We start from the raw sequence: 15076 nt of genomic DNA on the forward strand, positions 1-15076 counted from the left end.
AAATGTTGTTAATAAAATACCATAAATATTAACAAGATACCATAAAAGTTGCTATATCTTTTTTATAATGAAAAGAGAAAACGGTTTCATTTCGATGAAGGAGGTAGTTATGATGACAGATAAGGCGAGAGAGCTAGTTAGTCAAATGACATTAGAAGAAAAGGCAGGGCTTTGCTCTGGTCTTGATTTTTGGCATTTGAAAGGGGTAGAACGATTAGGAATTCCATCGGTTATGGTGACAGACGGCCCGCATGGCTTACGTAAGCAAAGGTTAGGGGCTGATCATTTAGGCTTGCATGATAGTGTACCAGCAACGTGCTTTCCTTCAGCTGCTGGAATGGCGAGCTCTTGGAATCGGAGTTTGATTGAACGAGTTGGTATTGCTTTAGGTGAAGAGTGTCAAGCTGAGGATGTCGCTGTGTTGTTAGGACCTGGTGCAAATATTAAACGATCACCGTTATGTGGACGCAATTTTGAATATTTCTCAGAAGATCCTTATCTTTCGTCTGAAATGGCTGCAAATCATATTAAAGGTGTGCAAAGTCAAGGGATAGGAACGTCCCTTAAGCACTTTGCTGCGAATAATCAGGAACACCGGAGAATGTCGACAGATGCGATTATTGATGAGAGAACGTTGCGTGAAATTTATTTGGCGAGCTTTGAAGGGGCTGTTAAGCAATCACAACCGTGGACGGTGATGTGTGCTTATAATAAGGTGAATGGTGAATTTGCTTCAGAAAGTAAAACGCTTTTACAAGATATATTGAAGGAAGAATGGGGCTTTGAAGGCTTTGTCGTCTCCGATTGGGGAGCTGTTAATGAGCGTGATGAAGCTGTGAAAAATGGCCTTGAGCTTGAAATGCCAGCTAGTCAAGGGATTGGCGAGAATAAGGTTATTGCTGCTGTGAAGGAAGGACGTTTATCGGAAGAAAAGTTGAATGCTGCTGTAGAACGCATCGTTCGAATTATCCTCAAATCGGTTGAGGAGAAGAAAGAGAGTGCATCGTATGATCAGGAGGAGCATCATCAATTAGCTCGTGAGGCAGCGCGTGAAAGTATGGTTTTATTAAAGAATGAAGGTCAATTCCTTCCATTGAAAAAAGAAGGCAAGATTGCGGTTATCGGTGAGTTTGCCAAAGCTCCGCGTTACCAAGGAGGAGGAAGCTCACATATTAATCCGACGAAGCTAGAAGATATTGTTGAAGAGGTAGAGAAAACCGTTAGTGAAGGGGCAACGGTAACGTATGCTCAAGGGTATCATCGTGATCAAGATACGATTGATGAACAATTAATTAAGGACGCAAAGCGTGTAGCGGCAGAAGCAGATACAGTGATTCTATTCGTCGGCCTTCCTGACCGCTATGAATCAGAAGCTACGATCGCCAGCATTTAAATATACCAGAGAATCATCAGCGTTTAATTGAAGAGGTTGCGACAGTAAATGAAAATATTGTTGCGGTTTTAAGTAACGGTGCTCCGATTGAAATGCCATGGTTAGGGAAGGTGAGGGGGCTGCTTGAAGCCTACCTAGGCGGTCAAGCACTTGGAGGAGCTATTGCTGATTTGTTATTCGGTGATGTAAATCCAAGTGGTAAATTAGCGGAAACTTTCCCAGAAAGACTAAGCGACAACCCATCTTACCTTTACTTCCCGGGAGATGGTGATCGCGTAGAGTATCGTGAAGGGATTTATGTCGGATATCGTTATTATGATACAAAAAAGGTTAAGCCACTGTTCCCATTTGGTTTTGGTTTAAGCTATACAACATTCGACTATCAAAATTTAACCGTTAGCCAAAAGAAGATAAGTGATACAGATTCTGTGATATGTACGGTTCAGGTGAAGAATACAGGTAGTGTCGCAGGAAAAGAAGTTGTGCAACTATATGTTAAGGATGTCGCAAGTCGAATAAGTCGTCCTGAAAAAGAGCTTAAAGGCTTTGTGAAGGTTGACTTACAACCAGGTGAAGAAAAAACAGTAGAGTTTACGCTAAATAAACGTTCGTTTGCTTACTATGATACAGAGTTGGCGGATTGGCATGTGGAAAGCGGTGATTTTACGATTCTAATCGGAAAAAATTCTAATGATATCGTGTTAACTGAAACGATTACGGTGGAGTCAACAAAAGAGAAGCCATTTAACGTTCACCGAAATACGATCGTTGGTGATTTGTTAGATAATCCGAAAGTAGCACCACTCGCGAAGCAGCTGTTAGCTGAGGCGCAGAGGGATAGTCCATTCGCGAGTGCAGCGGCAGAAGAAGAGGGGGATATGCTGAAATGATGGCGGCGATGATGAGATACATGCCGTTACGAGCTCTGTCGAACTTTAGTAATGGACAGCTAACAGAAGAGAGGCTTCAAGCGATGATTAGCCAGTTAAATGAGGCAGTCACTAATGGTTAAATAAGTAAAGCACGTTAACGTCTTTTCTTAACTGTATCGTGCGTAGTTGTTACAAGGTTTTAAGTTTTTCTGAAAGTGGGGTTCTTTCAGGAAACGTAACGAACGAAGCCGATGCCACCTGAGAATTCACTTACACCTTCCTTTGTTCAACTTCTTAAAAATTTCTAAGTTCTTCTTTTCGAAAAGAAATGATCATAATGGGTGTTCGTACAAGTTATAACGTACGAACACCTCTGTTTTTTCGTTTGAAAATGGTAGAAGGCATTTATGGTATGATAGGAGCATTCCGGCATGAAGAAGGTGAGTCCCACATGAGTCCAAAGAAGTGGCTTAGAGCCCTTTATATATATATTAATAGTCGTTTGTATTATAAATTAATCATTGCCGTGATGATCTTGGTCACGTTACCGATTGTCATTGTGACAACATGGGCTACGTACTATTCGACGAAAAATATGGTTGATGAGATTTTTACGACGAATACGTCCGGTGTACAGCAAGCAAGCTCTATTATTACGGAGAAATTTGATGCAATTGATCGAGTCATGCATTCATTAGTTATGGATGGTCATTTTATTACTCAATTTAAAGAGCTGTCACATGAAGATTCATACAGAAGGCATGGAGCTACTTTGACGATAGAAAGTACACTCTATTCTCTCCATTATACGAACAGAGAGCGTATAAGGTCGATTACGTTGTTTGCAGATGAGGCACCACAAATTATTAGCATTGGTGATCAAGAGCGTTCATTGCTAACATGGCCTTCTATTGAACCTACTCCCCATTATCAATTTATGAATCATTATCGCGATCAAACCTTCTCCTTTATGAGGAGCATTAATCAGTTTGAAACAAGACAGAGCATCGGTAGTATTATCATTGATGTTGAATGGGACATTATTCAAGAAAACATGGATATGTTGAAAACAGAAGAAGAGAGTGCCGTGTTTTTAATGGGTGAGGAAGGTGAGCTATTGCATCAGCCTTATCACGAACAGTCCATTGATCGTCATCTTTTTCAAGATGTTCAAGAAGCTATAAAAAAATCAGAAGAACACAGGTCCTATTTAACGCTTGATGATTCGTATGTATTCTTTGATGAGATTAATAATGGCAATATGTATATTGTTAAAGTATTCCCGAAATCAATTGTGTTCGCTAGTTCGATGCAGATTGTTCGTATCGGTCTTTTCGTAGCGCTCATTGCATGATTTTCGCCTTTGTTTTTACGTTGATTTTCTCAAGTACGATTACAAAGCCGATTCGAAAGCTTGCTAATGAGATGGAGCAGGTAGAGAAGGAGAATTTCCAAACGACAACAAGGTTGTCGAACCGAACAGATGAAGTAGGCCGATTAGAGCGAAGTTATTCTTATATGATTAATCGCATTAAGCAATTAATTGATCAGGAATACAAGAGTGAAATTGAAAAGAAGGATGCCCAATTAATTGCTTTACAATCAAAAGTAAATCCGCACTTTCTCTATAATACGCTGCAACTTATTGGTGACCGGGCATTTGCCAATAAAGGTGAACAAGTATATGAAATTATTCAAGCGTTAAGTCGCATGTTTCGTTATGTTGTGAAACAGCAAAAAACGTTAGTGACGATATCCGAAGAAGTGAACTATTTACAGCACTATTTAGCGATTCAAAAACGACGCTTTGTTGGCAAACTAACAGTTGAAGTGTACGTCGATGAAGAAGCTGAGGAGGCTGAGCTGCCGGTGTTAACTTTACAGCCGATTGTGGAAAATGCCTTTGTACATGGCTTTGCATCGAGCGTGGATCATTGGGTATTGGATATAAGTGTGCAGGTTGTCTTTGATGAAGTAGAGATTATGATTACAGATAACGGAAAGGGATTAAATGAGGAAAAATTACAGCAGGTAAAGGAACGACTGCGGAATAGTAATCAAAGACCGCTAGATCAGCAAGATAGCATCGGTGTCACAAATGTTGATTCAAGGATTAAGTTACTTTTTGGACAAGAGTTTGGAGTGGAAATAGAAAGTTCAGAGGATATTGGGACATCTATTACAATACGGATTCCGAAATAAATGATTGGAGGGATTAGCATGTTACGTGTATTACTTGTCGATGATGAAAAATCAGCGTTACAAATGATTAAAAGGTTAGGACGTTGGGATGAATTAGGATTACATGTTGTAGGAGAAACAGCAAACGGTCAGGAAGCGGCTGATTTTATTCAAAAGGAACAAGTAGACATTGTGATTACGGATATGAATATGCCTGGTGTTGATGGTGTCCAACTATTACGTTTTATCCATGAGAAACATCCTCAAATTGCTTCAGTTGTGTTAAGTGGTTATGATCAATTCTCTTATTTGCAGCAGGCTATTCGTTCTAATGTTGTGGAATATTTGTTGAAGCCTGTTGATTCTGATGATCTTCACGCTGCCTTAGGTCGCTGCATTCAACGTTTGGATGAAGAAAGAATGAAGAAACTAGATCATGGCAAGTTAATTAATATTCAATTATTGCCACTTTTGAATCAATTTAAGGTGCGTATTCATAAAGCATTCCAAGAACGTGATCATTATGAATTAACGAGAAGTTTTAACCAGTTATATAAAGAGATTATAGCGACGTGTAAACCAATTGATCAAAGCATTAATTTAAAACTTTACAATGAATTTCTGTTCATTGCTGAAGATCAAATCTATCGTAATAATTTAAATTCTAGTCAATTTGTTCAAGAGGAGCTTTCGTTGTACAATCCGCAAATGTCGATAGAAGATTTGTTCAATGAGTACATTAAAGTGTATCAACACTTATTTGAGTATATTCAAAGGGCAAAAGGTGTGACAGGCAAGTTTAAACTTGAAGAGGTGAAGGAGTATATTGATGTCAATTATAGTCATTCAACGATTTCATTAGGGCAGCTTTCACAGCAGTTCTATGTGAGCAAGGAGTATTTAAGTAAAGCATTTAAAAAGGAATTTGGTGTGAATGTCACTGAGTATATTATGCAATTACGGATGGAAAAAGCGAAGGTGCTAATCGTAGATGAAAAAATTAAAATAAAAAATGTTGCAGAAATGGTTGGGTATGAGGATGTGTCCTATTTCTATCGAGTATTCAAGAAATATCATGGTGTGACACCAGGGCAAGTGTGAGTGGCGGGAAAAGTTGAAAGTTTTTCGAATCCTTGTAACGTCTCCGCGCAACGCTTTTAAGAAAAGACCGCTACTGTGGTTTCTTCTGACACAATCAGATTCCTTATTCCTCTATTTCGGCTTTTATACTTCATTTCTTGTGTTTTTGCTTAAATAGCGGCAGAGGGGATTCCCTACCCTGTGCTGCGCTTTTTTCAATTAGGGTCAAGAGGATTCCCTATTGGTGTGCGCTCTTTCATGCTCCGAGAGACGAAAGAGGAAGGCACTGAAAAAAAGTACAAATCGACTTTTTCAGTGCCTTTTTAACGATGGCTTCACTCGTATCAAGCTTTTTAAAACAGGTACCGGTTTGCTCATTGCTTAAAGGGCACCAATAAGTTAAAACCCAATTTTTCCGGTGACCTCACGAAAGAGCGGAGTGCGCCGACGAGTCAGGTGACTTCGTTCGACATGTGTTCCTCGTTCCTCTATTCATTCTGTATTTCTTTTTTTACTGTCGTTATGGTCTCCTCATGCCTCTATTTCGGTTTTATGTCTCCCTTTGGCCTTATTTAACTTGAATTGCGGAATGAGGGTTCCTTTTTCTTCTCAGGAAGCGAGGCTTTTTCGAAATAGAGGAATAAGGATTCCCTTTTGTCCAGTGAAAAGACAGGAGGAGGCATGACCGCTTGTATGCGGTTCCTTATTCCTCTATTTTCCCAGATAGAGAAGAATCGAGGAAGGCGTTGGCTTTGCTCGTTACGCGTTTGTATGAAAGAACACCACTTTCATACAAACTTAAAAGCGTTGTAATGGCTCTGCGCAACGCTAGGTGGCTTTTTCTATGTAAGCGGTTTAAAAAAGTGCAATAAAATATATTAACATTCTCTAATTTTAAAAAGAAAGAACCTTTATATAATGAAAGCGTATTCAAAAATAACTTAAAAATAACAAGGGGGTTTCAAAATGAAAAAGCTATTATTGATGGTTAGTATCTTGATGATGTTTGTGCTAGTTGCTTGTGGTGGTAATGACACGGATTCGGCGGGAGAGACGACAGAGCCGAATGAAAATGAGCTTCAAGAGGGTGATTCTGTTGAACTAAGAGTGTTTATTCCGCAACCTCGCTTCAGAGAACAATATGAAAATTACTTTAATCAGTTTTCTGAAAAATATTTAGAAGAAACAGGGGTAGAAGTAACCTATCAATTAGAATTTCCTGCTGCCGATCAAGCGACGCAAATTTTACAAACGCGTCTAGCAACAAGTGATAGCCCTGACATCTTTGTTGTTCATGCGGTTAATGATATACCAGTGTACAATCGAGCAGGCTACCTAGAAGATTTATCAGATGAGCCGTTTGTTGAGAATCTTCTTGATGCTACACGAGAAGCGGTGACACATAATGGGGAAGTCGTGGCGCTGCCGTTAGAAACCTTATCTTGGGGTTATTTGTATAACATCGATATGTTTGAAGAGCTTGGTCTTGAATTACCTGAAACCCTTTCTGAAATGGAAGAAGTGATTCAAGTTCTTGAAGAGAATGACATTACTCCATTTATTGCATCTTACAATGAAGGCTGGATTCCGCAGCTATTCTTACCACTTATTACAGGAGCATTAATGGAGACAGAGAACGAAGACTTTATGGAAAGAATGAATAATGATGAAGGCTCATTTGCTGAGCTAGATGGCTTCTTTGAGGTAATCGATCTTGTTGCTGCACATACGACGTCTCGAGGATTTGAAATTGATGGTGATCAAGGAAGTGCGATGTTTGCTAATGGTGAGGCGGCGATGTGGGTTCAAGGTCCGTGGTTTGCAGAATCCATTCTTTCTGCCAATGAATCAGTTAACTTTGGCGTAGCGCCGTTACCAATTAATGAAAATCCTGAGGCGACAATGATTAACTCATCAACAACGACATCATTGGCGGTTTCAAGCTTAAGCGAAAATAAGCGAGTAGCGAAAGATTTACTCAACTATATTTTAGATGAGGACGATTCATCTCAGTTGTTCCAAGACTTAATGTTTAATCAAGTGGCTCATTCGCATGACTTTGATCCATTCCCATGGTTAATTGAAGCAAATGAGTATATTGTCGACGGACGTGCTTATCAAGATCCAGCGATTCCACAAGCGGTTAAAACGGAATCCGAAAGTGCGCTGCAAAGCTATTTAGCAGGAAGCTTAGATCAAGATGGAGTAATCCAAGCGCTTGATCGTGCTTGGCAACAAGCCAATCAAGTAAATAGCGATGATTAATTTGTTTCATATGACTCTTGAGAGCGAAAGGCTCTCTTGAGTCATCTCCTTTCATAATAAGTAAAGAGGTGGGGAAAATGGCTCAATTAAACAGTGGAGTAAATCAGGTGAATGATCCAAAGTTTAGAGATAAATGGATGCGGTTAGCGAAAGGAAAGAATAAAGGTACTTTATCGCTTTTCTTATTTTTAGCGCCTGCGCTGTTATTTTACATTACCTTTTTACTTATACCTGCAATAGGTGGAGCCTACTACAGTTTAACCGATTGGAACGGTCTATCAAGAAGCTCGAATTTTGTTGGTATAAGTAATTATGTAGAAGCTCTTCGGAATGATCCTGATTTCTTAAATTCATTATGGTTTACGTTAAAGTTAACAGTTGTTATATTGATCGTTCAAAATGTGGTTGCCCTTTTCTTAGCCGTTATGATTGAATCAAGATCACGAGGTAAAGGGTTATTCCGAACGGTCTTTTTTATGCCAAATATGGTAAGTTTAATCATTAGTGCGTTTATGTGGTATTTCATTTTTGTGACGGTTCTACCGCAATTATCTGAGTGGGCGATTCTCACATTTCTCGACCAAGAGTGGCTTGGAAATCCCCAGACTGCTTTTTATTCGATCTTAATTGTGTCGTTATGGCGTGGAATTGGTTACATGATGATTATTTATATTGCAGCATTACAAGGTGTTCCAAAGCATTTGAAGGAAGCAGCGGTCATTGATGGGGCATCAGCGTTTCAAAGTTTTAGAAATGTTACATTACCAATGATTATGCATGCAATTACGATTTGTTTATTCCTCACACTTAATGAAGCATTCAGAATCTTTGATGTTGTGTTTGCTTTGACAGGTGGTGGTCCAGGTAGGAGTACACAAGTTATTGCCTTGAATATATACCACGAGGCGTTTTCTGGAAACTATCGGTTTGGTTACGCGAGTGCAAAAGCGATGATTTTATTCTTTATCGTATTAGTCATTACAGTTATTCAAGTTTCGGTTATGAAGAGGAGGGAAATTGAGTCATGAGAACAAGTAGAGTGGCAGCTTCCTTAAATACAATTATCCTAGTTTTGTTTGGCGCTTTGACATTATTCCCGATTTATTTGGCTGTTGTTAATTCATTTAAAACACAAAGTGAAATTTTTTCAAATGTATTGGCATTACCAACATCTTTAAACTTTGATAACTATATAAATGCGATGCAACAGGTTAATTTCTTTAGTAGTATGTGGAATACCGTTATTGTAACAACGATTGGTTTGCTCGGCATCATTGTTTGTGGTTCATTAGCTGGCTATAAGCTAGCACGGACAAAAAGCAAGTTGAGCTCATTGTTTTTTCTTGTTTTTATTGCATCGATGCTTATCCCATTTCATTCGATTATGATCACGTTAACTCAAGTAGCGAATAATATCGGTGTTCAAGGCTCACCTTATGGGCTTGGATTAATTTATATTGGTTTAGGTGTTAATATGGCGATTTTCTTATGTCATGGTTTTACGAAAACGATTCCGAAAGAATTAGAGGAATCGGCGAAAATAGATGGTGCCAATGAAATACAAATCTTTATGAAAATTATATTCCCAATGCTTACACCGATCCTTGTTACGATTGCAATTTTAAATATTTTATGGCTGTGGAATGATTTCCTCTTGCCGTTGTTAATGTTAACGAATGTTAATAACTACACGTTAATTCTTGCGATCAACATGCTGTTTGGGGAATATAACAATGATTGGCCACAAATTTTATCAGCTTTAGTTATAACGGCTTTACCATTAATTATTTTTTATCTAGTGTTCCAACGCTTTATTTTACACGGTATTGCTGAAGGTGCTGTTAAAGGCTAAGCGATGTTAGGAGGGGTAATGTGAAGAATCAATTATACTATGGTGTTGCTTATTATGATGAATATATGCCATATGATCGATTAGCTGAAGATATAAAAATGATGCAGGATGCGGGTATTACCGTTGTTCGCATTGCTGAATCGACGTGGAGTACACATGAGCCGCAAAACGGGGTTTTCAATTTCAGCTCAGTGGATCGTGTATTAGATGCCATGCATAAGGCTGGAATTGACGTCATTGTTGGGACGCCAACTTATGCTGTTCCGACATGGATGGTGAAAGAGCATCCGGATGTATTAGCGGAAACGAAGGAAGGGAAGGGGAAGTATGGAGCAAGACAAATCATGGATATTACGAATCCGACGTATTTGTTCTATGCCGAAAGAATCATTCGAAAGCTCATTTCCCGTGTGAAGGATCACCCTGCAGTGATAGGTTATCAGACCGATAATGAAACGAAGCATTACGGGACGGTGGGGCCTAATGTTCAGCTTCAGTTTGTGAAATATATGCGTGAGAAGTTTGGTTCACTTGAAGAGGTAAATAAAAAGTTTGGTCTAGATTATTGGAGCAATCGCATTAATAGCTGGGAGGATTTCCCTTCTGTCGTTGGGACGATTAATGGTAGTCTCGGTTCGGAGTTTGCTAAGTTTCAACGAACGCTTGTAACAGATTTTCTTGCCTGGCAAGTTTCTCTCGTTAATGAATACAAAAGAGAGGATCAATTTGTGACGCAAAATTTTGATTTTGAATGGCGAGGGTATTCGTATGGTGTACAACCCGATGTTGATCATTTCGAGGCAGCGAAACCATTTGATATTGCGGGGGTGGACATTTACCACCCGTCACAGGATGAATTAACTGGAGCAGAAATATCGTTAGGTGGTGATATGGCTCGTTCGTTGAAGCAAGACAATTATCTCGTATTAGAAACACAAGCACAGGCATTTATCAATTGGACACCCTATCCAGGTCAGCTTCGTCTTCAAGCGTTTAGTCATCTTGCCTCTGGAGCTAACATGGTTGCTTATTGGCATTGGCACTCAATTCATAATTCATTCGAAACGTATTGGAAAGGGTTATTAAGTCATGATCTTAAGTCGAACCCGACCTATGAAGAAGCTAAGACTGTTGGGGCAGATTTTAAGAAGCTATCATCTAAGCTCGTTAATTTGAGCAAGAAAAATGATGTCGCAATGCTTATCAGTAATGAAGCTTTAACGTCTCTTGAATGGTTTCCGTTTCATTTCACTAGTGAGAAAAACTACAATGATGTCGTTCGACTGATGTATAACGAGTTATATAACATGAATATAGGCTGTGACTTCATTCATCCTAAAACAAAAAATCTTGATCAGTACCGATTAATTGTTGTACCTGCGCTCTATTCAGCATCTGATGAATGCTTAAAGCGTTTGAATCGCTTTGTTGAGCAAGGGGGACACGTCGTATATACGTTTAAGAGTGGTTTTACCGATGAACATGTTAAGGTTCGTACGACAACACAGCCTGGAATGATCGATGAGGTATGTGGCGTTACCTATAGTCAATTTGTCGAGCCGAAAAAAGTAACATTAAAGGATGACCCGTTTAACGTTGGGGTAGAACATAATCAAGTAGATACATGGATGGAGCTGTTAACGCCAACGACTGCTGATGTTCTTGCCTACTATGACCATCCTCATTGGGGGAAGTATGCTGCGATCACACAGAATCAGTATGGACAAGGGATTGCGACATATATCGGCTGCTTCATTAGCTCGAAGGCGATGAAGGCGGTATTAGAGCAGGCTGTGAAGAAGGCTGAATTATGGGGAAGTGATCAAGACCTTTCATTCCCACTCATTACGAAGTCAGGAAAGAATGATGGAGATAATACGATTCGTTACTATTTTAATTATTCAGATACAGCTGTTTCATTTACGTATCCGTATGCTCATGGAACTGATTTATTATCAGGAGATGAATGGGTACGAGGGGATGAAGTGAAGCTTGACCGTTGGGGATTTTGTGTATTGGAGGAGAGTAGCTTATGAGATGGATATCATCAACCGAATCACAACGATGGAACGAGAAAGACGTTAAGGTAGTAACCAGTCAAGAGAAACAGTCGAGTTTGATGATTACTTCAACAGATCGTCAGCTCGTTGAAGGATTTGGTGGTTGCTTCAATGAGTTAGGCTATGAGGCTCTTTCTTTCTTAAGTGAAGAAGATCGTGAACAGGTGCTCTATCATTTGTTTCATCCTGATGGCGATTGTAAATTCTCTGTTTGCCGTCTACCGATTGGAGCGAGTGATTATGCATTAGAATGGTACAGTTTAAATGAACATGACGATGATTATGAGATGGAGCACTTTTCGATTGAGCGAGATCGAAAGTATTTAATCCCTTATATTAAAGAAGCGCTTCGTCTCAATCCAAATTTAACGTTATTTGCTTCTCCTTGGAGCCCACCAACTTGGATGAAGACACCAAAGGCTTATAATTACGGGACGTTACGATGGGAAAAAGAGGTGCTAGAAGCGTATGCTCTCTATTTTGTGAAATTTATCGAAGCGTATAAGCAAGAAGGCATTACAATTCATCAAATTCACGTACAAAATGAAGTCGTTGCTGATCAGAAGTTTCCGTCTTGTGTATGGACAGGTGAGCAATTGCGAGAATTTATTCGTGATTACTTAGGGCCGGCTTTTGAACAGCATCACATTGAGACTGAAATTTGGCTAGGGACAATCAATGCTCCTGAGCCTTGGGATGAGTGGCTGAAAGGAAAAGCACAAGATCACGATGCGTATGCTCATACAGTATTAAGTGATCCAGAAGCATATAAATATGTCAGTGGTGTTGGTTATCAATGGGCGGGGAAATATGGAATTCAACGGACGGTCTTGAGCTATCCCGAGCTTCGTTACATGCAAACGGAAAATGAATGCGGTGATGGTACGAATACGTGGGCTTACGCAAAATATATCTTTAACCTTTATCAGCACTACTTCACAAATGGAGTTAATAGTTATATCTATTGGAATATGGTTCTTCAGCCGAAAGGGCGTAGTACATGGGGATGGGAGCAAAACTCGATGCTAACAATCGAGAAGGAACGGCAACAAGTAACTCAGAACCCTGAATATTTTGTGATGAAGCATTTTTCTCATTTTGTTCGTCCTGATGCACAACTGATCGAGACAACTGGTTCATGGACAGGGAATTCGCTCGTGTTCGAGAATACGGATGGGGCGCTCATCGTAGTGATTCAAAACCCGTTTAAAGAAGAACGAGAAGTGGTGATTGAGCATAATGGTCAACAGTATTCCTTTAACTTGGAAGCGGAGTCGTTTAATTCTCTCGTTCTAAATGGAAAATAAAGGTGAAGAAGTTTGGCTTAATAGAGTCCGTTGAAAAAAGGTTTTGTCCTTTTTCAACGGACTCTTAGTCGATTAATGCTAGTGTTCAAAAAGGAAAAGCTACTTTTTTTTGAATAACGTTTTATATAGAATATTCTTCAGGAGAAAACAATTTAATATTCTGTGGGAGCACATAGACTATGTCCCCTTTAGACAAGGATAATTCGTTAAATTGTTCTCTAGGTAGTTCGACCTGTAGAAGGTCATCTGTTTCATTCCACCTCAATTCAAGGAATACAATTGGACCGACGGAATGGATATGATAAATCGTGGCTAGTATGGATCCTTTTTCGTGGTTTTTATATACAGCCATTTGGTGCGGTCTAGCGAAAGCTACGGCCTCTTCATTTTCTGATCTTTCTCCATAATGAGTTGCAGCTATTTGCTGGTTTTTAACATGTAGCATACCGTTATTGAATCTTCCTTTAAAGACATTCACATTGCCAAGAAAATTATAAACAAACGGTGTTTTAGGCTCTTCATAAACTTCATTTGGGGTCCCGATTTGCTCAATTTCTCCATTGTTCATAACGACGATTCGATCTGAAACATCTAGAGCTTCTTCTTGATCGTGTGTAACAAAAACACTCGTAACATGAACCTCGTCATGAAGTTTACGCAACCATCTTCTTAAATCCTTTCTGACCTTAGCGTCTAGCGCGCCAAATGGTTCATCAAGTAATAACACTTTAGGTTCAACTGCTAATGCGCGTGCCAAAGCGACTCGTTGGCGCTGTCCGCCAGAAAGCTGCATCGGGTAGCGGTTTTCCAGCCCCTCGAGTCGAACTAATGAAAGAAGTTCTTTTACTTTATCGTTAATTTCTTGTTTTTTTGGTCGTTCTTTAAAGGGTCTCACTCTTAATCCGTATGAGATATTATCCTTAACTGACATATGATTAAATAAAGCATAATGTTGAAATACAAAGCCGACTTTTCTAGATACAGCATTAATGTCATTCATAATGACATTATTGAAATAAATATTGCCAGCATCAGCTTCTTCCAGGCCGGCAATGATACGTAATAAAGATGTTTTTCCTGATCCTGAAGGACCTAGCAAAGCAACTAGTTCGCCAGAGTTGATCTCTAAGTTTATATTTGTAAGAGCTTGAAAGTTTCCGAATGATTTTGATATATTATTTATTTTAATAGACATCACGAAATCCCCCTAGTTTCTGCACTTTTCCACTCAATGAAATTCTTTAAGATTAGTGTAATAATAGCTAAAATAGACATAAGTGACGCAACTGCAAACGCAGCGGTAAATTGATATTCATTGTACAAAATTTCAACATGAAGAGGCATTGTATTGGTTAGTCCCCGAATATGCCCTGAAACAACCGAGACAGCCCCGAATTCTCCGATTGTTCTCGCATTACAGAGTATGACACCATATAAGAGAGCCCATTTTATATTAGGTATTGTCACATGCCAAAAAGTTTTCCAACCATTTGCTCCAAGTGTAAGAGATGCTTCTTCCTCTGCTGTTCCTTGTGATTGCATGACGGGTATAAGTTCGCGGGCGACAAAAGGAACAGTTACAAACATAGTGGCTAGGATAATACCTGGAACGGAAAAGATAATACGGATGCCGTGATCCATAAGCCAAGGACCAAATACACCATGAGCACTAAACAATAAAACAAATACTAGCCCTGCAATAACAGGAGAAACTGAAAATGGTAAATCAATTAATGTAGTAAGTAGGTTTCTTCCTTTAAAATGAAACTTTCCTATACACCAAGCAGCGGCGATCCCAAATAGTGTATTTAATGGGACGGCTATTAGAACGACTATAAGTGTAAGTTTGATAGCAGAAAGAGCGTCTGGTTCAGTAATAGATGCCCAGTAAACGGAGAGACCCTGTTCAAAAGCGCGAAAGAAGATAGCGAATAAAGGAAGCAATAAGAAAAAAGTTAAGAAGGTTAAAGCGACTCCGATGAGCGTATAACGCACTAAAGGTGATTCATTTGTTGATTTTTGTGTAGACTTTGAATTTTCAGTTGCTAATTGTGCCATTCTACAAT

General features: G+C 39.3%; 10 protein-coding genes and 1 pseudogene. 9 read left to right on the forward strand and 2 right to left on the reverse strand.

Going from position 1 to position 15076, the window contains the following annotated elements:
• The first annotated feature begins 112 nt into the window (after window positions 1-112).
• From JCM9152_RS00785 to JCM9152_RS00830, 9 genes and pseudogenes are all read left to right on the forward strand, one after another.
• Window positions 113-2405, forward strand: a pseudogene (locus JCM9152_RS00785) (glycoside hydrolase family 3 C-terminal domain-containing protein).
• 311 nt (window positions 2406-2716) lie between these two features.
• Window positions 2717-3619: a cache domain-containing protein gene (locus JCM9152_RS00790; RefSeq protein ID WP_148296408.1), complete on the forward strand. Its 903-nt coding sequence runs from the start codon at window positions 2717-2719 to the stop codon at window positions 3617-3619.
• Complete coding sequence (locus tag JCM9152_RS00795; RefSeq protein ID WP_035339810.1) at window positions 3616-4467, forward strand: sensor histidine kinase; 852 nt, start codon at window positions 3616-3618, stop codon at window positions 4465-4467. The genes JCM9152_RS00790 and JCM9152_RS00795 overlap by 4 nt, the downstream gene beginning before the upstream one ends.
• An 18-nt stretch (window positions 4468-4485) precedes the next feature.
• Entirely contained in the window at window positions 4486-5547 is a 1062-nt protein-coding gene (locus tag JCM9152_RS00800; protein WP_035339811.1) for a response regulator transcription factor, read from the forward strand.
• A gap of 945 nt (window positions 5548-6492) precedes the next feature.
• Window positions 6493-7791, forward strand: coding sequence for an ABC transporter substrate-binding protein (locus JCM9152_RS00810; protein ID WP_035339815.1), 1299 nt, complete (start codon window positions 6493-6495; stop codon window positions 7789-7791).
• Between the two features lie 137 nt (window positions 7792-7928).
• Window positions 7929-8819: a carbohydrate ABC transporter permease gene (locus tag JCM9152_RS00815; RefSeq protein WP_035339966.1), complete on the forward strand. Its 891-nt coding sequence runs from the start codon at window positions 7929-7931 to the stop codon at window positions 8817-8819.
• Complete coding sequence (locus JCM9152_RS00820; protein WP_035339817.1) at window positions 8816-9643, forward strand: carbohydrate ABC transporter permease; 828 nt, start codon at window positions 8816-8818, stop codon at window positions 9641-9643. Before JCM9152_RS00815 ends, JCM9152_RS00820 begins: the two co-directional genes overlap by 4 nt.
• Before the next feature lie 65 nt (window positions 9644-9708).
• Window positions 9709-11679 carry a beta-galactosidase gene (locus tag JCM9152_RS00825; RefSeq protein ID WP_052015450.1) on the forward strand — a complete coding sequence of 657 codons (1971 nt, stop codon included), beginning with the start codon at window positions 9709-9711 and terminating at the stop codon, window positions 11677-11679.
• A complete protein-coding gene (locus JCM9152_RS00830; protein ID WP_035339821.1) occupies window positions 11676-13010 on the forward strand; it encodes a glycoside hydrolase family 30 protein in 1335 nt (444 codons plus the stop codon). Before JCM9152_RS00825 ends, JCM9152_RS00830 begins: the two co-directional genes overlap by 4 nt.
• 121 nt (window positions 13011-13131) lie before the next feature.
• Here JCM9152_RS00830 and JCM9152_RS00835 read toward each other — a convergent pair whose 3' ends face one another.
• Together JCM9152_RS00835 and cysW are read right to left on the reverse strand one after the other, a co-directional pair.
• Window positions 13132-14205, reverse strand: a complete 1074-nt coding sequence (locus tag JCM9152_RS00835) for a sulfate/molybdate ABC transporter ATP-binding protein (protein WP_035339823.1) — start codon at window positions 14203-14205, stop codon at window positions 13132-13134.
• Window positions 14205-15068 carry a sulfate ABC transporter permease subunit CysW gene (gene cysW / locus JCM9152_RS00840; RefSeq protein WP_035339825.1) on the reverse strand — a complete coding sequence of 288 codons (864 nt, stop codon included), beginning with the start codon at window positions 15066-15068 and terminating at the stop codon, window positions 14205-14207. Before cysW ends, JCM9152_RS00835 begins: the two co-directional genes overlap by 1 nt.
• Between the last annotated feature and the right edge of the window lie 8 nt (window positions 15069-15076).

Origin of the sequence: Halalkalibacter hemicellulosilyticusJCM 9152, from assembly GCF_000513115.1 — a bacterium.
Taxonomy (GTDB): Bacteria; Bacillota; Bacilli; order Bacillales; family Bacillaceae_D; genus Halalkalibacter; species Halalkalibacter hemicellulosilyticus.